Genomic DNA, 20,780 nt, shown 5'->3' with positions numbered 1-20,780 from the left:
GGTGGCGCGTAACCGGCTGGAGGCCGATCGCGCCCGCAGCGATACCCGCGATTGGGCCCTCGCCCGCCGCGCCCGCACCCGTCACCTGATCGAGCTCGGCGGCCTCGTCAGCAAGGCCGGCCTCGTCGAGCTGACGGACGACGACCGCGCTACCATGCTCGGCGCCCTCCTGCACGTCGCGGCACAGCTCCAGGGGCACGGCGACGACGATCCCGCTCACCTGCGCGCCCGCTGGCGCCGCGCCGGGCTGCGCGCCTTCGCCGCCGACCGCGAGGCCGCCGCGGCGGCGGGCGTGCTGGGGCAGGAGGAAGTGGACGCGGCAGGGGAGAGGCCCGCATGAGGGCCGCCTTGCTGGCTGTGCTGGACGGCATCGGCTTCACCTGGCGCCTCGGCACCGCCCTCGTGCGCGCCGCCGTCTCGGGCGTCATCGGCATGCTCGCGGGCCTCGTTGTCTTCGCCCTGCTCGGCCTGCTCGCCCCCAAAGAGTGGGGCGGCGTCGTCTGGAATGGCGGCGCCATGCTCACCGGCGTGCTTGCCGCCGTCTTCGCCTTCCTGGACAGCTTCCGCCGTCCTGGACCCCCCGACGTGATGGGCTCCGCCGCCTGGGCCGGGACGCGCGAGGTGGCGGAACTGGCCGCGCCTGCCCTCGCCCGCGACCCCGCCGCCCTGCTCGTCGGCCGCGCCGCCGATCGCCGCGGCGAGCCGCTGCGCTACGCCGGCCCCGCCCACTTGCTGACCGTCGCGCCCACCCGCTCCGGCAAGGGCGTCGGCACCGTGCTGCCCAATCTCCTCACGGCACCCCGCCCCGTCGTCTGCGTGGACCCCAAGGGGGAGAACGCACGCATCGCCGCGCGCGCCCGGCGCCGCTTCGGGCTGGTCTGGGTGCTGGACCCCTTCGGCGCCTCCGGTGAGCCTGCGTCCTGCTACGACCCTACGGCGGTCCTCGACCCCTCCTCCCCCGACCTGGCCGACGACGCCGCGACGCTGGCGGACGCCCTCGTCTTCGATCCGCCGGGGCAGGTGGCGGAGGCCCATTGGAACGAGGAGGCCAAGGCCCTCGTCGCGGGACTGCTGATGCATCTCGCCTGCGCCGGCCTGACCGGCTCCGGGCACGCGGTGGATGCGGCCCCGGGCGCCCGCGGCCTGCCCACGCTCCGCGCCCGCCTCACCCTGCCGCCGCGCGAGTGGGAGGCGCTGCTGCGGTCCATGCTAGCCGACGCTGGCGCGGCGGGCGGACTGGTGGCCCGCGCCGCCGCGCGTCAGCTCGGCAAGGCCGACCGCGAGGCCGCCGGCGTGCTCTCCGCCGCCCAGCGCCACACCCACTTCCTCGACAGCCCGCGCATGGCCGCCTCCATGGCGCGTTCCGACTTCCGCTGGCGTGACCTCCGCGACGGCGCGGCGACCGTCTTTCTGGTCCTGCCGCCCGACCGCATGGCGGCCTACGCCCGCTGGCTGCGCCTGCTGGTGGCCCAAGGGATCTCTGAGCTGGCCCGCGCCCCGCAGCGGCCCGGCACGCCGCCCGTCCTCCTGCTGCTCGACGAGTTCGCCGCCCTCGGCCGCCTGGAACCTGTCTTGTCAGCGGCGGGGCTGATGGCTGGCCTCGGCCTCCAGCTCTGGCCCATCCTGCAGGACATGGCCCAGCTGCGCGCCGCCTACGGCGAGTCGGCCGCCACCTTCCTTGCCAACTCGGGCCTCGTGCAGATTTCTGCACCCGCCGACCTCAACACCGCCACTTGGCTCTCCCGCACCCTCGGCAACGCCACCGTCGAGTACGAGACCTCCTCCTCCGGTAGCAGCAGCCCGGCCGGCCTTGCCGCCTTCGGCAGAGGCCACGCCAGCGTCAGCGAAGGCACCTCCACCCACCTCGCGGGCCGGCCCCTGCTGACGCCGGACGAGGCCATGCGCCTGCCCCCGCACCTCCAGGTGCTGCTCCGACCTGGCAAGCCTCCCGTCCTCGCGGCCAAGCTCCGGCACTACTCCGACCCGGAGTTCAAGGGACTGGCGGACGGGTGAGGCGCACCGAGGGCGTCCCGGACCTCCTCGGCCGCCCGGCGGGCCGCCTCGCGTTCGGCCGGGTCGGGGAGCGCCGCGGCGTCGCGGTTCAGGATGGCGAGGCAGTCCGCCACCTCCTTCCGGCGCAGGGTGGTCCAGAGGGACGCGAGCTGATCGTCGGGGCACAAGCTGCGCGTCGTGGCGATGGCGTTGAGCGCCGCCTGGCGCAGCGTGGCAATGGTGGTGATATGGGTCACGGAGTCGGTTGCCTTCTGGCTGTTGCAGATGGCACCAACCCTCGCGTCACGACGCCCCGGCAGCTTCCGAAAATCGGCCGTGCTGCCTCCTGCTCCTACTCCGTGCGCGGCACGACGGCGGCGCGGCGCGTCCGCAGCCCGGCGAGGAAGCGGTCGCGCACGGCGCGGAACACGTCGGGCGGCAGCACCCCGTAGGCGGCGCTCTCCGGCCCCTGCCCGGGCAGGAAGCGCAGATCGGGGCCGGGCCACAGGAAGCGGTTCGCCTCGCTCACCACCACCCAAGACCGCTCGTCGTCCAGCCCAAGTCGGCGCTTCGTCGCCGGCGGCAGCTCGATGCCTTCAGTCGGCGGCTGCGGGGGCGAGTGGGTGATCGGCAGTACGATTACCCGCGGTCGCTCGCCCTCCTCGCCGGCGAGGGCCAGCACGACGGCGCAGGGCCGGTCCTTCGTCCCCTCCTCCCGCCCCGCCTCCTGCTCACGCCGCCACAGGTAGGCGTAGCGCACGACGAGGCCGGGCTCCGGTGCGGGCCAGCTCACCGAGTTGGGAGCCGACTCAGGGCTGCCAGCCTCGGGCTTCCTTGTTCAGGTGGGCGTGGCGGAGGTCCACCTCGGCTGTGGCGATGGCGGCGACTTCCTCCTCGGTCAACTCCTCCGGGAGGACCGCGCGCCGGTCGCGGCGGCGGAGGCGCTCGTATTCCCCGGCCGAGAGGAGCACGAGGCGGTCGTGCCCGTTCTTGGTGATGGTGACGGGTTCGGCCAGCGCCCGGTCGGCAAGCCGGCCATAGCCCTTGATGAACTCGGCCGTCGTGACTCGCATGATCCCAATTCCTTGAATAACTCGAACAATCTGAGCAATTCAGAAGATACGTGTCTGGCTTCCCTGCCGCAAGACTTGGCCGCGGTCGCCTAGGGAGGCCACTGGCGGTCCACAGGCGCCGAGGGGCTATTCACCCTCATGCGGATGCCTCCGATGCCCTGTACGGCTTGGAAAGAGGGATTCGCGAGGCTTCTGGCGCAGCCCCTCCGGCCGCCACCGCTCAATGCGGTTCTGACTCGCCGAGCGCGACGGGTACAACGATGGGGGTGTCGAGGTCCACCATGCCGATCTCAGCCGCCAACGCCTCCAACCGGCGCACCAACCCCGGCGGGAACGGCACTGCCGCTGCCCACACGGGATCGTCGCTCGCTAGCTCCTGTTTCCTTGGGGCTTCGTCCGTGCCCGTGCCGTCCATCGCTTCCTCTTCCCCCAGCCTTCTGTTCGACCCGCGCCGGAGGCGACGGGTTGAAGGTCGGGATGCCTTCCGTCCCGACCCTGCCTGGTCGCCGCGGCGCGCAGGGGCGGTCAGGGATGCCGAAGGCACCGCGCAGCGGCGCGAGCCAGGGGCGAGCGTCCTTGACGGCTCCGAGCACCGGGGCATGAACCCTCTCGTTTGACCGAAGGGGGGTGATCTGCCGAACAGGTGTCCTGAAGGTTTTCCACAGGTAGGCCCGCCAACTACCGGAAGATTATAGGCTTACCTATCGGTTCTATATTATGTNGCGACCAAGTGCTCGTGCTTGGCGCGACCAAGTGCTCGTGGATAAGTCGGTTTCCCACAGCCTACGGAAGGGGGAGCTTTGACGCCCGCGGCGCGATCCGGGGCGTCACCGGGGGCCGGGAGTGGTGCAGCAGAAGCCCGTCTTCGCCGTCTTCCAGCCGCGCGTCGGGATAGACCGTCAGGACGCTCCGCAGCGTCTCGCGGAACTGCCGGCGGAAGTCGCGCTCCCGCGCGAAGCCCTGCCCGAACTGGTCACGCAGCGCCGACCACGACACGGCCTGCGGCTTGCTGACCGGCACCCGGTGCAGCCGCTGGGCGAGCCAGCAGTAGGCGTCGAGCGCCAGCGCCGAGTGCGCCAGCGCCCGGATCGCGGGTCGGGCGAGGGGCACGGCGTGGCTCTGGATGCTGGCGAAGTAGTCGTCGGACAGGCGAACCGTGCTGGGCCACAGCACGCGCTGCCGCGGATCGCGGGGCGCCCAAAGATCCAGGCCTGTCACCAGCGCGGCGTTCACCTGCGCCGCCCGCCCCTCCGTGAAGTAGGCGAGCCGCACGGTCGCGGCCGAAAGACGCGCGAGCTGCTCCCTCACCGTGCCGATGGTCCGACCGTCGGTCGGCAGCCCCAACCCGCGCACGTAGGCGGTCAGGCTGTCCTCGACATCCACCACGGGGGAGCCGGTGCGGAGGGCCTCGCCGGTGAGGTGGATCAGCACCAGCCGCGCCTTCTCGCCGAAGGGCACGCCGACGGTGCGGAACCCGCCGGTGCGCGGGTCGGCCACGGCACCCGCCTCAATGCGGAGCGCGGCACCGCCCTGCTGCCGCTCCCACGTCCGCGCGTCGCCGGGGTTGCGGAACGGCAGCCCGGTTTGCGTGAGGACGGTGTGCAGGAAGTCCAACTCAAAGGGCGGGCCGCGGCGGAGCGTCTCGGCGGCGTCGAGAAGACGGCGCGTCGTGTTCGACAGAAGCGGCCCGCCTAGTGGCGCCTCCTCGGCCATCAGGACAGCCCGCGCGCCCGCTCCAGGGGGGCCACCTCGGGCTTGCCGTGCTTCGCGAACAGGTCGTTCAGCGCCTCGGCCATGAGGTTCTGCACGGTGGTTTTCCGCTCCACGGCCAGCGCCCGGAGCTGCCAAGCCACGTCCTCGGGGAAATGGGCGGCGATCTGCTTCGTCCCCACCCGCGTCCTGGGGATGGCCAGCTCGCGCGCCTCAAGTGTCGGAGGTGGCGCCGGCTCGGGGTCCCGACGCCGGGTGCTGCCGGCCGCCGCCGCCACGGCAGCCAGATTTGGCCGCTTGTTCACTGTGCCCGCTCCTTCTTCGACATGCCGACAATCTGACATATCGCATCGTAGAGGTGTCGAATATCCGACGCGGCGCGCCCGTCTGGCTCGTACTCAGTCACGCTCTGCCCCGCTTGCGCGGCGTACTCGAACGCCACGCGCTGCCCGACGTGAACTGGACACACCGCCAGCCCCATGCCCGTGATCGCCTCGGCAGCCTGCTCGTGCCGGGTGCCCTGGGCCGGAACCGCGTTGAGGATCACCAACGGCGGACGCTTGGACCGGCCCTGCACTAGCTCCGCGGTGGTGCGGAGGGTTTCGAGGTCCAGGATGGACGGCTTGCAGGGGATCAGGACGAGGTCCGCGACCTTCGCGGCCTCCGCCGCGGCCTGTTCCACACGCGCAGGCGTGTCCACGATGACGAGGTCAAAGCCGGCCTGGGCCGCTTTGGCGAGGGCGGCAGCGAGGCGGGCGGGCTGAGCGTCCATGACGGCGGGTGCTTCGGCGGTTCGGCGGTCGCCCCACCGGCACGCGCTGGCCTGGGGGTCCAGGTCTATGACAATGACGCTCTGCCCTGCTGCCTCAGCCGCCACGGCAAGCGAAAGGGCCAAGGTCGTTTTACCCGTTCCACCCTTCTGGGCGATCATAGCCAAAGTCTGCACTTCGACGCCTCGCATTGTCGACATATCAGCATACAGACACATCGGCGCGTCGCCTAGCAGACAATTCGACGGACTTGTGGCCTTGCTCCTATGCCCTCGCCAGCAGAGCGCGGACACTGGCGGCGTGCCAGCGCCCGCCACGAGGGGTGGGCACGCGGCGCTCCTCCAGCTCGCGCGCCACGGCGCGCAGGCTCAGGCCCTCGCTCGCCAGCCGCTCGGCCAGCGGGCGCACCGCCTCCGCCCGCCGCGCCGCCCCCGCCCGATTTGCCGCCGCTGCTAGCACTCGCGCCGGGCCGCCATCCGGGTTGCCCAGCCGGGTGCCGCGCGCCTTGGCGACCGCGAGCGCTGCCTTGGTGCGCGCCGAGATCGCCTCGCGCTCGTGCTGGGCCACCGCGGCGAGGATGTGGATCGTCAGCGGGGTGGCGTGCGGGTTGTCGCAGGCCAAAAACGGCGCGCCGCCCTCCATCAGCCCAGCGATGAAAGCCACCGAGCGCGCCAGGCGGTCCAGCTTGGCGATGACCAGTGTTGCCCGGCGCCGGCGGGCCAGCGCTAGCGCCGCGGCGAGCTGTGGACGGTCGGCGCGCTGCCCGCTCTCTACCTCGGTGAACTCGCCCAGTAGCGCGGCGCCTGGGCGGGTGGCCAAAAAGCGCGCCACCGCCTCGCGCTGCGCGTCCAGGCCCAGTCCGGAGCGGCCCTGCCGGTCGGTGCTGACGCGGTAGTAGGCGACGAAGGCGCCGGTCATGCCGCCTTCTCCGCCTGCCGCGCTGCCCACGTCGCGACAAGAAAGGCTGCCATCGTCCCGGCAAGGTTCACCGCGAGCGCCGCGTGGCGCGGCTGCGGACGGGCGGGCTTCCGGCCCGTGCCGTGCGAATCGCCGAGCTTGTTGCGGATGGTGCCGATGCCCTGCACCACGGCTTGGCAGTTGCCGAGGATCACCTTGAAGGTTTCCTCGGTGTGCTGGCTTGGGGCCAGGTTCAGCTTCTCCGCCGCAGCGCGATACAGCTTCGGCAAGTCGTCGTTCTCTCCGTAGCTTCCGCTGGCCTCCTCGATGATGTGCTTGCAGACCTTCTCCAGGAGCGTGCGGGCCATGGTGATGGCGCCCTCCGGATCCCGGTCGCGCCGCTCCAGCGCTTTCATCCAGGCTGCCTGCACGCCCGCCTCATCGAAGGCGCCGAGGACGGCCGATATGTCGGCGTCGGCGGGCGCGCCGCTGGCGTGCGAGGGCGTCACCTCTTGGACGGAATAGATGGGGTAGCCCGAAAGGCGCCCCGTCGGCAGCAGTGCGAAGCCGTCGCGGCGCAGCGGTCCGTTAATCGTGTCGGCGAGCCAGCGCTGCTCCTCCTCGCCGCGCGTGCGCGGGTGCAGCGCAGCCTCAAGGAGGCCGAAGAAGCGTCGCTGCGAGCAGCCGAGCAGGCCCAGGTGCCGCAGCAGATCGCCGTTGGTCCAATCGTCGTTGCGGCGCGTGTGCCGCACCATCGCATCGGCAAACGAACACAGGTCACCATCGTAGGGCGAAGACATCCGCTCCACCGGCCACATGCCGCTGATGAATTCGACGAGGTCGATGCGGTCGGACAGTTCGCACGTGTCGAGCACGTCCAGGACCGCGCGCCGGGTCAGCTCCGAAACGGCGCGCTCGCCCATCTCGTCAATCCTCGCGAGGACGTCACCCAGCTCGTGGTCGGGTGTGTCCTCCTGCACGGCCCGCGCGACGGCTAGGATCTGATCGAAGGGGAGGGGGCTGAGCCTACTCTCGACATAGGTGCGCTTGCTCCGAAACGCCTCCTCGCCTGTGCCGGCCGCAAGGCCGAACCGGACGCACACGTCCGGCAGCTTGTTGGCGCTCACGGGGTAGAGCGCATCCACGACAAGCGATCTGAGCTGGGCGGGGGAGACGGCGATGGTCACTGGCGGTGGGTCCGGGGCGGTGCTGTAGGGACTCTAAACGGAGGTTTAGATTCGCAACAGCGCCATGCGCACGGCGGGGCCGCGACCGCGACGGGAGCGCTCTGGGATCAATGGTAACGGCGGCCCGCCCCGACGCCGCTTCAAGCAGCCGCCGCCCGCTCCTTCAACTGCTGCACCTCCGAACATGAGCCAAGGCTCCATGGGATCGGATTCGGGCCAGCTCCGATGCGAGCACGCCGATCAGTGGGCACCCGGGCGTCTCGCCCATGTCGCACTGATGAACCGCGTCTGCGAGCACCCCCTCCATCGCCCGCAGGTCCGCGAGCTTCGCCCGCACTTCGGCCAAGTGCGCGGCGGCGATCTCGCGCACCTCGGCGCAGGCGCCCCCGCCCCCGGCGGCCAGCCCGAGCAAGGCACGCACCTCATCGAGCGTGAAGCCGAGTTCGCGTGCCCGGCGCACGAACGCCAGCCGTCCCACGTCCTCGGCGCCGTAAAGGCGGTAGCGGCCGCGGCGAGCCGGCACCGGCAATAGACCGATGCGCTCGTAGTAGCGGATCGTCTCGATATTGCAGCCGGTCCGGCGCGAGAGTTCGCCGATAGCGATGCCGCCCTGTGCCATGGATTTCGGCTCCCCGAAAAAAGGACTTGAGTCTGTAGTCGCTACAGACGGTAGGGTCGCCCGATGCTGCTGCCAAGGAGCCCTGACATGTCCGACGCTGCCGTCGAGCCCGCCGCTGCGGATCGTCGCGCGCGAGGCGCCGCTCCGGTATCGCTCATCCTGAACGACCCCGCCGCCGGTGAGACTGAGCAACGGACCACAGGCAGGAATGGCCCGCCGACGGCTTTGCTGGCGACGGTGGGGCTGCTGGGCGCTCTTGGCGCGTCGAGCTGCTGCCTACTGCCTCTCGGCCTATTCCTCGTCGGGGTCAGCGGCGCCTGGATCGGCAACCTGACTGCCCTCGCGCCCTACCAGCCGATCTTCCTGGCCGTCGCCCTAGCCTGCCTCGCGGGCGGGTTCTTCGCGGTCTACCGCAAGCCCAAGGCCGCGGCCTGCGCTGAAGGCTCGTACTGCGCCCGACCGGCCTCCGACCGGATCGCCAAGGTCGCCCTCTGGAGCGCGGCCGCCCTCGTCGCGGCGGCCCTTGCCTTCCCCTACGCTGCGTCGATCCTCCTGTAGCCGCCCTCAAGGGAGCCCGACATGACGTCGATCACCCGCCTCGCCGCTGCCCTGAGCCTCGTCCTGGCCAGCAGCGCCATCGCCTTCGCCGCCGAGCGTACGGCAACCCTCGAAGTGGAGAACATCTCCTGCGTCACCTGCGCGCCCATCGTGAAGCGGACCCTGGCCCGCCTACCCGGTGTGAGCCGGGTGGCGGTCGTCGAAGGCTCCGGGACGGCCACCGCGACGGTGACCTTCGACGCCGCCAGGACGGACGTCGCGGCCCTGGTACAGGCGACGGCCAATGCCGGGTTCCCGTCGCGAGCGGTGGAGTAGGGCAGCCCTGGACGCCGCCGACCGCATCGTCCTGAGCACCGGCATCGCGCTGGCGGCCTCGTCACGGCGCTGTGCTGCAGCACGCCCCTGCTCGCAGTCGCGCTCGGCGCGTCCGGGGTGTCCACTTGGCTTGCCTGGGCCGACTACGTCCTCCTGCCGCCGCTCGCCCTCTGCCTCGGCGTGATCGCCCTCGCTCTGTGGAGCCTGCGCCGGCACGCCCCCGCGCAGGCCGTGGGTAACGCCGCCAAAGCAGGCGGTTCGCCCCTGCCGAACCAGGACCACCGATGACCGACACCTACGACCTCGTGATCCTGGGCTCCGGCTCGACCGCGTTCGCGGCGGCGCTGACCGCGCAGGAACTGGGCAAGACGGCCGTGATGACGGAGAACCGCACCATTGGCGGGACCTGCGTCAACCGCGGCTGCCTGCCGTCGAAGAACCTGATCGAGGCGGCCAAGCTCGTCCACGACGCGCGCAACCCGCGCTATCCCGGACTCACGCCCTGCGAGGTCAAGGTCAACTTCCGCGAGCTGGTCGCGCAGAAGGATGAGGTGATCCGCGTCTACCGGGAGAAGAAGTACGACAGCCTGGTGGGCGGGAGGTTCGGGATCGAGGAGGGCGACGTGCGCTTCCTCGACGCGCGCACGGTCGAGGTGGGCGGCAAGCGCCTGACCGGGCAGGCGTTCCTCGTCGCCACCGGATCGCGGCCCGTCGTCCCGGACATCCCCGGCCTGGACGCCGTTCCTTACCTCACGAGCGACCTGCTGACCCACGGCGAGGCGATGGAGCTGACCGAGCTGCCGGCCTCGCTGCTGATCGTGGGCGGCGGCTACATCGCGCTCGAACTCGGGCAGATGTTCGCCCGCTTCGGCACCCGGGTCACAATCGTGGACCGCAACCCGCAGCTCCTGGCCCGCGGCTACGAGCCGCAGGTCGGCCGCGCCATCGGTGCCATCCTCATCGAGGAAGGTATCGAAGTCCTGACCCGCGCCACCGTGGAGCGGGTCCAGCCCGGCGCGGGCGGGATCATGGCCACGGCCCGGGTCGGCGACGCCGTGCGCGAGGTCCGCGCCGAGCGGCTGCTCGTCGCCACAGGCCGGCGCCCGAACACGGACGGAATCGGCCTGGAGGCGGTGGGCATCGCCGTGAACGAGCGCGGCGAGGTCGTGGTGAACGAGCAGCTCCGCACCAACCTGCCGCACGTCTTCGCAGCGGGCGATGTGATCGGCACCCAGCACCGGAGCCAGATGGCGACCCCGGTGGGTGCGCGGCAGGGCAAGATCGCCGGCCACAACGCGCTCGGGGGCGAGGCACGACGCTTCGACGGCCGGGTGATCCCGCGTGCCATCTTCACCGATCCCCAGATCGGCATCGTCGGCGTCACCGAGGCCGAGGCGGTCGCCGCCGGCCACCGCTGCTGGTGCACGACGCTGCCGATAGACCTGGTGCCGCGCGCGGGCGCGATCCGCGACACGCGCGGGATCATCAAGATGGTGGCGGGCCGGGACACGGACGAGGTGCTGGGTGTGTCCATGGTGAGCGAGGCCGCGGCCGAGGTGATCCACGAAGCGGCCATGGCGCTGCGCTTCCGGGCCAGGATCGGGGACTATGTGGACCTGTTGCACGTGTACCCCACCATGGCCGAGGCACTGAAGGTGGCCGCAATCGCCCGGACCAAGGACCCGAGAAAGCTGTCCTGCTGCGCGGATTAACCTTCTCGCGCTCGTCTTTCACCGCCCTGCTCCTTCCGCGCGTGAGGCGCTGAAGCGCCCGTTGCACGCTGACTGTCCGGCGTTTGACAAAAGGGTAATGTACTCTGAAATCCCGTCAGGACACGGTAAACTGCCCCATCATGCCGTTATCTTCGTGCTCGAGGACATGGCAGTGGTACATGAACGGCGCCGTCGAGGCTGGCTGGTCGAATCGGATCAGGAGTTCGACCGGCTCTTTCACAAGGACGGTGTCTCTGGCCCCCTGGTCGAGCAGGTCGGGCCTTCCGCCATCCCGACGCAGAACATCGAAATGCACGCCATGGATGTGGATGGGGTGCTTCATCATCTGGCCTGAGACTTCCCAGATTTCCACGTCGCCAAGCCTCACCCGTTCGTCGACGCGGCCCCTGTCGAACGGCTTGCCGTTGATCGTCAGGGTCATTCCGCCGCCAGCCCCCATCATGCCGCCCATCCCCATGTTCAGAACCAGGCGGCGGCGCCGAACGGCCTTGGTGGGATCGGGACGAACACGCGGGACGAGGAGATCCGGTGCGGAGGTCCTGGCGCCGGAGTTGGCCATCGCCCGGGGCGCAAACCGTAGCACCGTCATTGTTGAGGTAGGACCCGCCGCGGCGGACCGGCCGCCCATCATTCCGGTGCTTCCCATCATGCCCATCATCGACGCATTGGCATCCGGACCGGTCACCAAAGAGACCGTCCTGCCGTCGGCGAAATCCACGAGGATCTCGGCCCGTTGCCCGGGCGCCAAGGTGAGGCTCCGCAGTGCCACCGACCGTTCCAGCAGGCCGCCCTCGGTGCCGATCCAGTGGAAGCCGCGCCCGTCGCTGAAGGAAAGGTCGTAGATGCGGGCGTTGGAGCCGTTGACCAGGCGCAGCCTGACCAGGCGGTTCGGCACCGCGGCCAGGGGATTGGGCGCGCCGTTCACCAGAATGGTGTCGCCCCGCCGGCCCTGCATGGCGGTCATCATTCCCGCAGGCATCACCAACCGCCCATCCTGGAACTGGCGGTCCTGGATCAGCAGCGGCAGGTCATCGACGCCGTAGTCAGACGGCAGCCCCAGGCCCTGCTCCTCCTGGTCCGTCACGATCAGCATCCCGGCCAAGCCGGAATAGACCTGCTCTGCCGTCAGGCCATGGACATGCGAATGATAGAGCAGCGTCGCCGCCGGTTGGCGGACCGGCAGGTTCGGGCGCCAAGTGGTGCCGGGCGGGATCAGCTGGTGCGGACCGCCGTCCAGCTCGCCGGGAATCAGCAGCCCGTGCCAATGCACCGTCGTGTCGGCCGACAGCCTGTTGGTGACGGCGACCTTCACCTCGTCGCCGCGGTGGACCCTGAGCGTTGGCCCGAGATAGCTGCCGTTGTACCCAAGCGTGTCGCTTGGCCGGCCTGGATAGAAGGAGGTCCTCCCGGCCTGGGCGCTTAGAGCGATGACCTGTCCCTGCTGGCGGGCGTCGAGCAAGGCCGGGATCGGGAGTGGACGGTCGGTTTCCGCAGCGCTTCCGGGAATCGCAAACTGACGCGAGCAGGCTGAGGAGAGCAGCAGCCCGCCGCCTACGAGCAGGGAGCGCCGGTCAAGCTTGGGCATCTCAGATCCGCTCCAGCGCGCTTTGGAGCTTTCTGGCGACCGCGGCGGCCTTTTCGGTGAGGCCAGGATTCTCGATCGCCTGCATCGACGCGACTGGATCAATGGCTGCGATCTCCACGCGCCCTTCGGCGCGTTCCTGAACCACGACGTTGCACGGCAACATCGTGCCGACCTTGTCCTCCACCTGCAGCGCCTCGTGGGCCATTGTCGGATTGCAGGCGCCCAGGATGAGGTAGGGTCGGAAATCCACGCCGATCTTCGACTTGAAGGTCTTCTGCACGTCGATTTCCGCGATGGCGCCGAAGTCCTCAAGCTTCAGCGCTTCGCGCGTGCGGGCGACGGCATCCTCGAACCGCGCATCGACCGTTCTGGAAAAATAGTAGCTCATGGCTGTCTCCTTTTATGAAACAAGAAACGTGCCCACACTGCGGTAGAGCATGTACGCGGCAACGGCGAAGATGACGCCCGCGAAGACGCGGGTGAGCATCCCCTTCCGGCCCGCCAAGCGGACCGCCAGGCGCATGCCAAGCGTCCCACCGGCCACCCCACCGACGATGAACAGGCCGGCCACCGGCCAATCGACGAGCCCGGAGACCGCGTAGTTCACGGCGGTGGCGGTGCCGAAGGCTCCGACCGACAGCAGGGACGAGCCCACGGCGTTCAGGACCGCCATGCCGCTGCCGAGCATGATGCCGGGCACGATCAGGAACCCACCGCCGATGCCGAAAAAGCCGGAGAGCAGGCCGGTCAGGAAGCCGATCCCCGCCAGCCGCACGCCGATGGCCGGCGTGATGCGCACCGACGGATCGCCCTCGCCGCCTCGCCGCAGCAGCATCGCCACGCCGACCGCGATCATCACCAGGGCAAACAGCAGCAGCAGCCAGTCACCCTGGACCGCCTTGCCGAGGGTCGATCCCAGGAGCGCACCAAGCACACCGGCAACGGCGAACACAGCGGCGCAGGGCCACTTCACCGTGCCATTGCGCGCATGCTGCGCCAGGTTGGCGAAGGCGTTGGCGGCGACCGCCAGAGCACTGGTCCCGATAGCCATGTGCGCATTCGGCAGGCCGACGACATAAAGCAACAGGGGCACCGCCAGGATTGAGCCGCCGCCGCCGATCAGGCCGAGCGCGAAGCCAACGACGGAGCCGGACAGCACGGAAAGCCCAGCCTGCAAGAGCGAGAGGTCCATCATAGGTTCAACCTGCTCCCGCTTCAGCGCCCGGTGCTCGGGGCCGGCGAGGCTGACGCGCCGGCTCGTGACCGCAGGCGGCCCATCAGCTCAAACGCCGCCATGCCCACGAGCATCGCTATGACGAAGATCGCCACCGGCCGGAAGGCGAGTCCCAGGCCCGCCAGCGACGGGCCGGGACAGAGCCCGACCAGGCCCCAGCCGATGCCGAAGATCGCCGCGCCGATGACTAGGCGCGGGTCAATGTCGCGCGCGGTTGGCAGACTGAAGGTTTCGGCGAAGAGCGGTGCGGACCGCTGGCCGAGGACGAGCCGGAAGCCGATGGCAGCTGTTCCCGTTGCGCCGACTAGAACCAGGGCAAGGCTCGGGTCCCAGTTTCCGGCGATATCAAGGAAGCTGAGCACCTTGGCCGGATCGACCATCCGCGAGAGCGTCAAGCCCAGGCCAAACAGCGATCCGGCCAACAGGGCGGCAATGGTCTGGCGCATCTCAGCCCCCCATCACGTGGCGGGTGACGAACACGGTAACCATCCCGGCGGTCAGAAACACGCCCGTCGCCACGAAGGAGCGCGGTGACAGACGGGCGATGCCGGCGACGCCATGCCCGCTGGTGCAGCCACTGCCGAGCCGCGCGCCAAAGCCGACCAGCAGGCCGGCGGCGATGAGCAGCCCGGTGGAGGAGGTCACGGCAATCGGCGGCACCCCTCCGGCCACGGCCGCATAGAGTAGCGGGGCGGCGATCAGGCCCAGGATGAAGGCCAGCCGCCACCCCGCGTCGTGCACCCTAGACACAAGCAACCCGCTCACAACGCCGCTGACGCCGGCGATGCGGCCGTTCGTCAGCAGCAGCACCACCACCGACAGCCCGATCAGGACGCCGCCGAAGAAGGCGGAAACGGGAGTGAAATTGTCCATGGATACGGCTCAGCTTTTGGGGTTGCGAATGGCTGCGCAGCCTGTTTCGTTAAAATAATTAAGTGGGATTTTCAGGTAGGAAACTCCGTTCGCTTCGGGCTCGGGCAAGCGGCCACCACGAATATTGATCTGCAACGCATCCAGCAGCAGGCCGGGGAAGGCCAGCGTGCGGTCGCGCTCCTGGCGCATCCGCACGAACTCGTCCTCGCCCACGCCATCATGGACGTGGATGTTGTGCTGGCGCTGTTCGGCCACGGTCGCTTCCCACTGCGGCGCGCGCCCGCCCGGCTGGTAGTCGTGGCCGGTGAACAGGCGGGTTTCCGGCGGTAGCGACAGGATGCGGCGGATGCTGCGGTAGAGCGCGCAGGCGTCACCACCGGGGAAATCGGCCCGCGCCGTGCCGCTGTCCGGCACGAACAGCGTGTCGTGGATGAAGGCGGCGTCGCCGATGACGTAGGTGATCGAGGCTGCCGTGTGGCCGGGCGAGAAGATGACCTCCGCCTCCAGCTCGCCGACGTGGAAGCGCTCGCCGTCCTTGAACAGGCGGTCCCACTGCGAGCCATCGGCCGGGAAGTCGGGGAGGTGGTAAATCTCCTTCCAGATTTTCTGCACGGTGACGACGTGCTCGCCGATGGCCGTCGGCGCGCCGAACACCTCCTTGAGGTAGGGCGCGGCGGAGAAGTGGTCGGCGTGCGGATGGGTGTCGAGAATCCATTCCACCGTCAGCCCCTGGTCGCGCACAAACGCCACCATCTCCTCGGCGAACTGGGTGTGGGTGCCCCGGCAGGCGCGGTCGAAGTCAAGCACCGGGTCGATCAGCGCGCAGCGCCGGGTCGTAGGGTCCGCGACCACGTAGGCGATGCTGTTGGTCTCCTCGTGGTAGAAGCCGGTCACTGCCGGACGATGGTCAGCCATGGTCACCTCCTTGCATGGGCATTCCGCCGCTGGGGCGGGGTTGGGCCGTTAATCGCGTGTCGCTTCACGCATCCGTCGTCGTGCCGTCCGCTGGCGGGGTGCCATCGGTGGCCAGGGCGGGTGCCACGTCCCTGGCGCAGAACAGCTCGTAGAGCAGGCCGATCAGCCGCTCCGCCGGCTCGCTGCCCAGCCGGTAATAGACCGTCCGCGACACGCGGCGGGTCATCACCAGCCCATCCGCGCGCAGCCGGGTCAGGTGCTGCGACAGATGCGGCTGGCGCATCTCCAGTAACCGCTCGAGCTCCCCGACCGATTTTTCGCCCTCGGCCAGGGAACACAGGATCAGCAGCCGGTGCTCGTTGCCGAGGGACTTCAGGAACCGTCCCGCCTCGCCCGCCCGGCCGCGCATCTCAGCCATATTCATCCTTGAAGATATATGGAACGTGAATATGTCTTCAAGGTCACCACAGCACGGAGGGTCGCATGGCTCGCAGAATCAAACTCAGCGACGGCCTGAGCGTCGACACCGGCCAACCGACCAGGGAAGAGCTGGGGCGCTTGGCCCAGGAGGGGTTCAAGACGGTGGTCAACCTGCGGACGGCAGGCGAGCAGAACCAACCGCTCTCACCGGAAGCGGAAGGGGAGGTCGCCCGCAAGGCGAGCCTGGACTACCTGCACATCCCGGTTGCCAGCACGGACCCACGGCCCGAGCAGGTGGATCAGTTCCGGGAGAAGCTGTCCGAGTTGCCGGGGCCGGTGCTCGTCCACTGCGCCTCCGGCAAGAGGTCGGGCGCGTTTGCCATGCTCCAGCTTGCCACTCAGGAAGGGCTGTCGGGGAAGGAGGCGCTCGCCAGGGCGCGGAACCTCGGGTTCGACTGGAAGAGCCCCGAACTCGAAGGCTTCGTCAGGCAGTACCTGGATCAGCGCCGGTAGGGCGGGCTCCAAGAGGCGACCCCGGCCGAAGGTCGCAGGAAGGAGTCGCGTTCCAGCCGTCTTGGCCGGGTGCGAATGCAATCTCCCTCGAACCGAGCTGGCAAGGCCACCTTCCAGAACGAGGTTCCTACCGCAGGATGTCCCCGCGGAGTGGCAGCAATCGAAATTTAGTCTGAGGATGAAACGATGATGCAGGGTATGGAGGGTATGGGTTGGATGATGGGCGGCATGGGCCTGGTCGGGCTCCTGCTCCTCGTCCTGCTCGTGCTTGGGATTGTGGCTCTTATCAAATACCTCCGCTCGGGTGGCTGATGCGACGTATCGCCGGGAAACGTGCCCCCTCCAGGCTGCACGAGAGACGCGGAAGGACGCCTCGTGCAGACGCAGGCGCCAACAGTCGCTGCGCCTCCACTTCGTGCACGTAGGCGGCGTACTCCCCTACATCCGCATCCCGCGCCCCTGCCGCAGCCCCAGCCGCTCCTGCTCAGCCTCGCGCTGGCGCTCGGCCGCCCTCTCCACCGCCCCGTACGCGATGCGTGCCCGGCTCTCCGTTCCGACTACCCGGCTGAGACCCTCTTCCCCCGCGTGCAGCTCCCGCCCGCCGCGCCGCAGCCGCGCCAAGTCGTCGTCCCCGAACCGCTGCTTCGCCGCGTCCACCACCGCCGCGAATTCTGCCGCCACCCCAGGCTTGCCCGCCACTTCGCGCGCCCAGACCTCCCCGACGCGCGCATCCGCCCGCCCGTGCCACGTCCAATACTCGGCGCCGTGCGTCGCGGCGGGCCGGTCCTTCACCCCCTCCCGCTCCGCAGCCTCCAGCGCCCGCACCGCCCCCCACGCCGCCGGCGACAGCCCGGGGATCTCCACCGCGTCCCGCCCCCGCTGCCACTCGACGCTCCGCACGTGGGCCGCGCCCGCCCGCTCCTCGGCCTCGCGCAGCCGCACCAATCCGGCCCCGAGTGCGTCGGCGCACCGCACCGCCGCCTCCCGCTCCGTCTTCGCCGCGCTGGACGCGAACCACCCCGCCTTGCCCCGCAACTCGCCCAACAGCTCCGGCCCGCCGTGGTCCAAGGCGCGCTCCGCCCCCTTCGGGCCACCCTCGGCCGCTTCCAGGACATGGAGCCGCCGCCGCGCCTCGGCCGGGTCGCGGTAGGCGTTGCCGATCCAGACCGTCAGATGGTGCTCCTCGTGCTGTACGTTCCGGTCCGCCCGGACGGCCGCGGCGACCTCGCCCGGCGTTGTGCTCCGCCCGAGGCTGTCCCGGCCCCACGGGTTGCGGTGCGCCGCCAGCAGCGGCGCCGGCCGCTCCTCGCGCCCCGCCTTCCGCACCGGCTCCGCCGCGGCGGCCTCGCGCTTCCGGGCGCGCCCCCGCTCGTGCCAGTGCAGCGCGCGGTCCACCGCCGCCCGCGCCCGCTCCTGTGTCGGCGTGCGCGGCTTCGGCGCAGGCCCGATCTCCTCCGGCCGTCGCACCACGATCTCGCTTGCGGGCGCCAGCCCGCGCCGCTGCGCGAACGCCGCGACCCGCTCCGGCCCGTCATAGTCCAGCGTCGTGTCCTTCGCCCGCTCCCGCGACAGCGTGCGCGCCAGCCCCTCGCGGCTCCCCATTGCCTCCGCCGACCAATGGAGCGAGACGCCCTCCCGGTGCCGCGTCAGAGCGACGTACGCCATGTGACGATCCATCCCCGATCCGGCCAGCACGTGCGCCCGGTCCACCGTCACCCCCTGCGCCTTGTGGACGGTGGCGGCATAGCCGTGGTCCAGGTGCCCGTAGTCCCGGAGGTAGAAGGTCACGGCCTCACCCCTCCCGACTTGCCCCCCTGCCCCGTCCAGCGCCACGGTCAGCCGCTCGCCCCCGGCCTCCACCGCCAGCACCGTCCCAAGCGTGCCGTTCTTCACCGCAGCACCCCCGCGCCCGTCCGGCCCCGCCCCGAGCGCCCGCTCGTTGCGGAGGAACATGACCCGGTCCCCGGCCGCCATCACCCGCTCGCCGCGCTCCGTCGCGACCGCCCTCTCCGGCCCCAGCTCGCCGGCCTCCCGCAACCGCTCCCGCGCCAGGCCATTCAGCGCCGCCACATCGGCGCGCGTGTGCGCCAGCATCAGCTGGCTCTGGTGTGGACTCTGGTGACGCCCCGCCGCCCACCCCTCGACCAGCACCGCCCGCGCCGCCTCCTGCGTGGCGTGCCCCCGCACCATCCCCACCTCTTCGTAGCGGTCCAGCGCCACCTCGGTACGACCCGTCGCCAGCTCGCGCGTGGCCTCCCGCTGCCACCCCTCGCGCTGCCGCCGCACCTCCGCGATCTCCGCCGCCCCGTGCCGCTCCGCCAGCGCCCGGAACGCCGCCCCCGCCTCGATCGCCTGCAACTGCTCCGGGTCGCCCACCAGCACCACCTTGGCGCCCGCCTCCCGCGCCTGGCTCAGCACCCGCTCCAGCTGCCGCGAGCCGACCATCCCGGCCTCGTCCACCACCAGCACGTCGCGCGACGTGAGGCGGTCTGCTTCACTCCCCTCGCACCAGCCCCATTCGAGGGAGGCGAGGGTGCGTGACCTGATCCCCGACCCGGCCTCCAGACCCTCGGCCGCGATGCCGGACAGCGCCGCCCCCCGGACCTGGTAGCCATGCGCCTCCCACGCCTCCCGCGCGACGCCGAGCATCGCGCTCTTGCCCGTCCCGGCGTAGCCGACCACCAGCGCCAAGTCCTGCCCCGTCGTGACGTGCGCGACCGCCCTCTCCTGCTCATCACCCAGCCGCAGACCGCCCTCGGCTGCGAGGCGCACGGTGCGGTCCACCACCATCGGGTCAACCCGGCGCTTCGGCGACCCGGCAAGCACCGCTCCGGCCTCCTCCATCCGCTGCTCAATGGTGAGCATCTCTTGCGTGCTGAACCGCTCCCGCCCGCGCCCGTCCTCCCCGATCCGCACCAGCTCCGGCGCCGCTTCCACCTTCGCCATCACCTGGGCGAACTGCTCCGCCCCCTCGGTATGGCGAGAGACGAACCGCGCCAGCTCGTGCCGCGTGAAGGTGGACTGCTGCCGGGTGAGCGCGTCGAGCGCAACGTTCGGGTCTTCGGCGATCCGCTCGCCGTTCCTGCGCGCGATGGCATCGTGCTCGGCCCGCCGCTCCGCGTCCTCGCCCCGCTCCGCCCGTCGTGCGCCCGCCGGCCCCACCTTGTGCTGCGGCTCAAGGGGGATGCCCTGCGCCGCCAGCGACCGGTGATCAATGCGCGCGTCGTGCCCCAGCTCGTGCAGCCGCGCGTTCGCCCGCTCCGCCCAACGCTCGCGCCAGCCCGTCAGCAGATCGCGGCCGTTCCAGCCCCGCTCCTTCGGGCCGAAATCGTCGCCCTCGACACGGCGCATCGTCATCATGACATGTGCGTGCGGCTGCGCCTCCCCGTCGCCGCCTCTGCCCCAATGCACGTTCAGGTCCGCCACCATGCCACGGGCGACGAACTCCTCGCGCACGAAGTCCCGCGCCAGCGCGATTCCCTCGGCCCGCGACAGCTCACGGGGTAGGGCGATCTCAACATCCCGCGCGAGCTGGGCGTCCTTTCGCCGTTCGCCCGCCTCAACCTCATTCCACAGCGTCGCGCGGTCGCGCCACCGCTCTGGCGCGCCCTCGGGCAGAAAGATCTCCGAATGCAAGACGCCGGCCTTCGCCGTGAAGTCGTGCGCCCGCCCTAGCCGCTCGTCATCCAGCCGCTCGGCCGCGCGGTAGGCCGCCGCCGCAACGGCGCTGCGGCCCGACGCCCGCGAGATCACCTTGGCGGAAAAATGGTAGATCGCCACGCGCCGGATGCTACCGGCATCGGCTCGTTCGGGCCACCCTGGACTGCCGCTGTTCCGCGCACGTCACGTTGTGACGTATAAGCGCGCACTTCCTTGACCACCTCCGCTGCGCTCCGGCGGCCCGTGACGGAAGGCGCGGTGTTGCGGGTGCTCGATGCAGCTGCGGAACTGCTGGCTTGGGGCGATGACGGGCCTGCTTTGGGCTGCTACGAGGCGCGCCCGCCGCAGAACGAAGCATGGACGTTAGTGATGGCTCGCAAACCCCGCGACTACGATGCCGAGCTCCAGGCTCTCATGGAACGGACCAAGAAGCTCAAGGGCCAGAAGACCACCCGCCTCGGCGAGCTGGTCCAGGTCACCGGCGCCGATACCCTGCCCATCGAGGCCCTCGCCGGCGTGCTGCTCGCCGCCGTCGAGCAGGCCAAGAAGCAGCCCGAGGCGGTGGCGAGGTGGACCGAACGCGGCGAGGCGTTGTTTCGCACTAGCAAGCGTGATGGCGGCAAGGCCGGATCTGGTGGCGATGCGGCTGGAGCTACGCCGGCTGGACCGGGCACTCCGGCGGCTGGTGGTGGCGCGTAACCGGCTGGAGGCCGATCGCGCCCGCAG

General features: G+C 70.4%; 26 protein-coding genes and 1 pseudogene. 9 read left to right on the top strand and 18 right to left on the bottom strand.

All coding sequences use genetic code 11. The annotated features are described in order from the left end of the window. The first annotated feature begins 16 nt into the window (after nucleotides 1–16). Nucleotides 17–340, top strand: coding sequence for a conjugal transfer protein TraD (locus QWZ14_RS03985; RefSeq protein WP_290315277.1), 324 nt, complete (start codon nucleotides 17–19; stop codon nucleotides 338–340). Continuing rightward, entirely contained in the window at nucleotides 337–2,013 is a 1,677-nt protein-coding gene (locus QWZ14_RS03980) for a type IV secretory system conjugative DNA transfer family protein (RefSeq protein ID WP_290315274.1), read from the top strand. Before QWZ14_RS03985 ends, QWZ14_RS03980 begins: the two co-directional genes overlap by 4 nt. On the opposite strand, the gene QWZ14_RS03975 is transcribed toward QWZ14_RS03980, so the two are convergent. From QWZ14_RS03975 to QWZ14_RS03930, 10 genes are all read right to left on the bottom strand, one after another. Continuing rightward, nucleotides 1,974–2,249, bottom strand: a complete 276-nt coding sequence (locus QWZ14_RS03975) for a hypothetical protein (RefSeq protein WP_290315273.1) — start codon at nucleotides 2,247–2,249, stop codon at nucleotides 1,974–1,976. The genes QWZ14_RS03980 and QWZ14_RS03975 overlap by 40 nt on opposite strands. A 95-nt stretch (nucleotides 2,250–2,344) precedes the next feature. Continuing rightward, nucleotides 2,345–2,785, bottom strand: coding sequence for a hypothetical protein (locus QWZ14_RS03970; protein WP_290315271.1), 441 nt, complete (start codon nucleotides 2,783–2,785; stop codon nucleotides 2,345–2,347). A gap of 16 nt (nucleotides 2,786–2,801) precedes the next feature. Further along, the gene (locus QWZ14_RS03965; RefSeq protein WP_290315270.1) at nucleotides 2,802–3,065 is read right to left on the bottom strand and encodes a type II toxin-antitoxin system Phd/YefM family antitoxin; all 264 of its coding nucleotides are present in this window, start codon (nucleotides 3,063–3,065) and stop codon (nucleotides 2,802–2,804) included. Between the two features lie 220 nt (nucleotides 3,066–3,285). After that, nucleotides 3,286–3,480 carry a hypothetical protein gene (locus QWZ14_RS03960; protein ID WP_290315269.1) on the bottom strand — a complete coding sequence of 65 codons (195 nt, stop codon included), beginning with the start codon at nucleotides 3,478–3,480 and terminating at the stop codon, nucleotides 3,286–3,288. 368 nt (nucleotides 3,481–3,848) lie between these two features. After that, entirely contained in the window at nucleotides 3,849–4,778 is a 930-nt protein-coding gene (locus tag QWZ14_RS03955; protein ID WP_290315268.1) for a replication protein RepA, read from the bottom strand. Next, a complete protein-coding gene (locus tag QWZ14_RS03950) occupies nucleotides 4,778–5,080 on the bottom strand; it encodes a ribbon-helix-helix domain-containing protein (RefSeq protein ID WP_290315267.1) in 303 nt (100 codons plus the stop codon). Before QWZ14_RS03950 ends, QWZ14_RS03955 begins: the two co-directional genes overlap by 1 nt. Continuing rightward, nucleotides 5,077–5,706: an AAA family ATPase gene (locus QWZ14_RS03945; protein ID WP_290315266.1), complete on the bottom strand. Its 630-nt coding sequence runs from the start codon at nucleotides 5,704–5,706 to the stop codon at nucleotides 5,077–5,079. The genes QWZ14_RS03950 and QWZ14_RS03945 overlap by 4 nt, the downstream gene beginning before the upstream one ends. Nucleotides 5,707–5,809: 103 nt before the next feature. Then, nucleotides 5,810–6,463: a recombinase family protein gene (locus QWZ14_RS03940; protein ID WP_290315265.1), complete on the bottom strand. Its 654-nt coding sequence runs from the start codon at nucleotides 6,461–6,463 to the stop codon at nucleotides 5,810–5,812. Then, a complete protein-coding gene (locus tag QWZ14_RS03935) occupies nucleotides 6,460–7,629 on the bottom strand; it encodes an abortive infection family protein (protein WP_290315264.1) in 1,170 nt (389 codons plus the stop codon). Before QWZ14_RS03935 ends, QWZ14_RS03940 begins: the two co-directional genes overlap by 4 nt. Before the next feature lie 163 nt (nucleotides 7,630–7,792). Beyond that, nucleotides 7,793–8,248, bottom strand: coding sequence for a MerR family transcriptional regulator (locus QWZ14_RS03930; RefSeq protein WP_290315263.1), 456 nt, complete (start codon nucleotides 8,246–8,248; stop codon nucleotides 7,793–7,795). Between the two features lie 87 nt (nucleotides 8,249–8,335). On the opposite strand from QWZ14_RS03930, the gene QWZ14_RS03925 reads away from it, so the two are divergent. The 4 genes and pseudogenes from QWZ14_RS03925 to merA all read left to right on the top strand — a co-directional run bounded on the left by QWZ14_RS03925 (nucleotide 8,336) and on the right by merA (nucleotide 10,833). Continuing rightward, a complete protein-coding gene (locus tag QWZ14_RS03925) occupies nucleotides 8,336–8,806 on the top strand; it encodes a mercuric transporter MerT family protein (protein ID WP_290315262.1) in 471 nt (156 codons plus the stop codon). Nucleotides 8,807–8,827: 21 nt separating this feature from the next. Continuing rightward, nucleotides 8,828–9,121 carry a heavy-metal-associated domain-containing protein gene (locus QWZ14_RS03920; RefSeq protein WP_290315261.1) on the top strand — a complete coding sequence of 98 codons (294 nt, stop codon included), beginning with the start codon at nucleotides 8,828–8,830 and terminating at the stop codon, nucleotides 9,119–9,121. Nucleotides 9,122–9,181: 60 nt separating this feature from the next. Continuing rightward, a pseudogene (gene merF, locus QWZ14_RS03915) lies at nucleotides 9,182–9,409 on the top strand (mercury resistance system transport protein MerF); the annotation flags it as partial. Next, nucleotides 9,406–10,833, top strand: a complete 1,428-nt coding sequence (merA, locus tag QWZ14_RS03910; RefSeq protein ID WP_290315260.1) for a mercury(II) reductase — start codon at nucleotides 9,406–9,408, stop codon at nucleotides 10,831–10,833. The pseudogene merF and the gene merA, both read left to right, overlap by 4 nt. A gap of 115 nt (nucleotides 10,834–10,948) precedes the next feature. Here the strand turns inward: merA and QWZ14_RS03905 are convergent, their stop codons facing one another. The 7 genes from QWZ14_RS03905 to QWZ14_RS03875 all read right to left on the bottom strand — a co-directional run bounded on the left by QWZ14_RS03905 (nucleotide 10,949) and on the right by QWZ14_RS03875 (nucleotide 15,879). Further along, the gene (locus tag QWZ14_RS03905; protein WP_290315259.1) at nucleotides 10,949–12,439 is read right to left on the bottom strand and encodes a multicopper oxidase family protein; all 1,491 of its coding nucleotides are present in this window, start codon (nucleotides 12,437–12,439) and stop codon (nucleotides 10,949–10,951) included. A gap of 1 nt (nucleotide 12,440) precedes the next feature. Then, the gene (locus QWZ14_RS03900; RefSeq protein WP_290315258.1) at nucleotides 12,441–12,827 is read right to left on the bottom strand and encodes a DUF302 domain-containing protein; all 387 of its coding nucleotides are present in this window, start codon (nucleotides 12,825–12,827) and stop codon (nucleotides 12,441–12,443) included. 12 nt (nucleotides 12,828–12,839) lie between these two features. Beyond that, nucleotides 12,840–13,634 carry a sulfite exporter TauE/SafE family protein gene (locus tag QWZ14_RS03895; protein ID WP_456307215.1) on the bottom strand — a complete coding sequence of 265 codons (795 nt, stop codon included), beginning with the start codon at nucleotides 13,632–13,634 and terminating at the stop codon, nucleotides 12,840–12,842. A 20-nt stretch (nucleotides 13,635–13,654) separates the two neighbouring features. Then, nucleotides 13,655–14,119: a YeeE/YedE family protein gene (locus QWZ14_RS03890; protein WP_290315256.1), complete on the bottom strand. Its 465-nt coding sequence runs from the start codon at nucleotides 14,117–14,119 to the stop codon at nucleotides 13,655–13,657. 1 nt (nucleotide 14,120) lies between these two features. Then, nucleotides 14,121–14,546 (bottom strand): YeeE/YedE family protein, encoded by a 426-nt coding sequence (locus QWZ14_RS03885; RefSeq protein ID WP_290315255.1) that lies wholly within the window; start codon nucleotides 14,544–14,546, stop codon nucleotides 14,121–14,123. A gap of 9 nt (nucleotides 14,547–14,555) precedes the next feature. Next, nucleotides 14,556–15,461 carry an MBL fold metallo-hydrolase gene (locus tag QWZ14_RS03880; protein ID WP_290315254.1) on the bottom strand — a complete coding sequence of 302 codons (906 nt, stop codon included), beginning with the start codon at nucleotides 15,459–15,461 and terminating at the stop codon, nucleotides 14,556–14,558. A gap of 64 nt (nucleotides 15,462–15,525) precedes the next feature. Continuing rightward, the gene (locus tag QWZ14_RS03875; RefSeq protein ID WP_290315253.1) at nucleotides 15,526–15,879 is read right to left on the bottom strand and encodes an ArsR/SmtB family transcription factor; all 354 of its coding nucleotides are present in this window, start codon (nucleotides 15,877–15,879) and stop codon (nucleotides 15,526–15,528) included. 65 nt (nucleotides 15,880–15,944) lie between these two features. Between QWZ14_RS03875 and QWZ14_RS03870 the strand changes: the two genes are divergently transcribed. Together QWZ14_RS03870 and QWZ14_RS03865 are read left to right on the top strand one after the other, a co-directional pair. After that, nucleotides 15,945–16,394, top strand: coding sequence for a protein tyrosine phosphatase family protein (locus QWZ14_RS03870; RefSeq protein WP_290315252.1), 450 nt, complete (start codon nucleotides 15,945–15,947; stop codon nucleotides 16,392–16,394). Between the two features lie 186 nt (nucleotides 16,395–16,580). Continuing rightward, on the top strand, nucleotides 16,581–16,706 hold the full coding sequence (locus QWZ14_RS03865) for a hypothetical protein (protein WP_290315251.1): 126 nt from the start codon (nucleotides 16,581–16,583) through the stop codon (nucleotides 16,704–16,706). 126 nt (nucleotides 16,707–16,832) lie between these two features. Here the strand turns inward: QWZ14_RS03865 and traA are convergent, their stop codons facing one another. Continuing rightward, on the bottom strand, nucleotides 16,833–20,147 hold the full coding sequence (gene traA / locus QWZ14_RS03860; protein WP_408903634.1) for a Ti-type conjugative transfer relaxase TraA: 3,315 nt from the start codon (nucleotides 20,145–20,147) through the stop codon (nucleotides 16,833–16,835). A gap of 276 nt (nucleotides 20,148–20,423) precedes the next feature. On the opposite strand from traA, the gene QWZ14_RS03855 reads away from it, so the two are divergent. Continuing rightward, the gene (locus QWZ14_RS03855; RefSeq protein ID WP_290315275.1) at nucleotides 20,424–20,753 is read left to right on the top strand and encodes a conjugal transfer protein TraD; all 330 of its coding nucleotides are present in this window, start codon (nucleotides 20,424–20,426) and stop codon (nucleotides 20,751–20,753) included. Nucleotides 20,754–20,780 lie beyond the last annotated feature (27 nt).

The organism is Paeniroseomonas aquatica (assembly GCF_030409335.1).
In the GTDB taxonomy this organism is placed as follows: Bacteria; Pseudomonadota; Alphaproteobacteria; order Acetobacterales; family Acetobacteraceae; genus Belnapia; species Belnapia aquatica.
This window is presented reverse-complemented; position numbering and strand designations above follow the sequence as displayed.

Coding starts and splice junctions, on each gene's coding strand:
- QWZ14_RS03980 (WP_290315274.1), top strand. CDS start 337: ATGAGGGCCGCCTTGCTGGCTGTGCTGGACGGCATCGGCTTCACCTGG.
- QWZ14_RS03965 (WP_290315270.1), bottom strand. CDS start 3,065: ATGCGAGTCACGACGGCCGAGTTCATCAAGGGCTATGGCCGGCTTGCC.
- QWZ14_RS03960 (WP_290315269.1), bottom strand. CDS start 3,480: ATGGACGGCACGGGCACGGACGAAGCCCCAAGGAAACAGGAGCTAGCG.
- QWZ14_RS03955 (WP_290315268.1), bottom strand. CDS start 4,778: ATGGCCGAGGAGGCGCCACTAGGCGGGCCGCTTCTGTCGAACACGACG.
- QWZ14_RS03945 (WP_290315266.1), bottom strand. CDS start 5,706: ATGATCGCCCAGAAGGGTGGAACGGGTAAAACGACCTTGGCCCTTTCG.
- QWZ14_RS03940 (WP_290315265.1), bottom strand. CDS start 6,463: ATGACCGGCGCCTTCGTCGCCTACTACCGCGTCAGCACCGACCGGCAG.
- QWZ14_RS03930 (WP_290315263.1), bottom strand. CDS start 8,248: ATGGCACAGGGCGGCATCGCTATCGGCGAACTCTCGCGCCGGACCGGC.
- QWZ14_RS03925 (WP_290315262.1), top strand. CDS start 8,336: ATGTCCGACGCTGCCGTCGAGCCCGCCGCTGCGGATCGTCGCGCGCGA.
- QWZ14_RS03920 (WP_290315261.1), top strand. CDS start 8,828: ATGACGTCGATCACCCGCCTCGCCGCTGCCCTGAGCCTCGTCCTGGCC.
- merA (WP_290315260.1), top strand. CDS start 9,406: ATGACCGACACCTACGACCTCGTGATCCTGGGCTCCGGCTCGACCGCG.
- QWZ14_RS03905 (WP_290315259.1), bottom strand. CDS start 12,439: ATGCCCAAGCTTGACCGGCGCTCCCTGCTCGTAGGCGGCGGGCTGCTG.
- QWZ14_RS03900 (WP_290315258.1), bottom strand. CDS start 12,827: ATGAGCTACTATTTTTCCAGAACGGTCGATGCGCGGTTCGAGGATGCC.
- QWZ14_RS03895 (WP_456307215.1), bottom strand. CDS start 13,634: ATGATGGACCTCTCGCTCTTGCAGGCTGGGCTTTCCGTGCTGTCCGGC.
- QWZ14_RS03890 (WP_290315256.1), bottom strand. CDS start 14,119: ATGCGCCAGACCATTGCCGCCCTGTTGGCCGGATCGCTGTTTGGCCTG.
- QWZ14_RS03885 (WP_290315255.1), bottom strand. CDS start 14,546: ATGGACAATTTCACTCCCGTTTCCGCCTTCTTCGGCGGCGTCCTGATC.
- QWZ14_RS03880 (WP_290315254.1), bottom strand. CDS start 15,461: ATGGCTGACCATCGTCCGGCAGTGACCGGCTTCTACCACGAGGAGACC.
- QWZ14_RS03875 (WP_290315253.1), bottom strand. CDS start 15,879: ATGGCTGAGATGCGCGGCCGGGCGGGCGAGGCGGGACGGTTCCTGAAG.
- QWZ14_RS03870 (WP_290315252.1), top strand. CDS start 15,945: ATGGCTCGCAGAATCAAACTCAGCGACGGCCTGAGCGTCGACACCGGC.
- QWZ14_RS03865 (WP_290315251.1), top strand. CDS start 16,581: ATGATGCAGGGTATGGAGGGTATGGGTTGGATGATGGGCGGCATGGGC.
- QWZ14_RS03855 (WP_290315275.1), top strand. CDS start 20,424: ATGGCTCGCAAACCCCGCGACTACGATGCCGAGCTCCAGGCTCTCATG.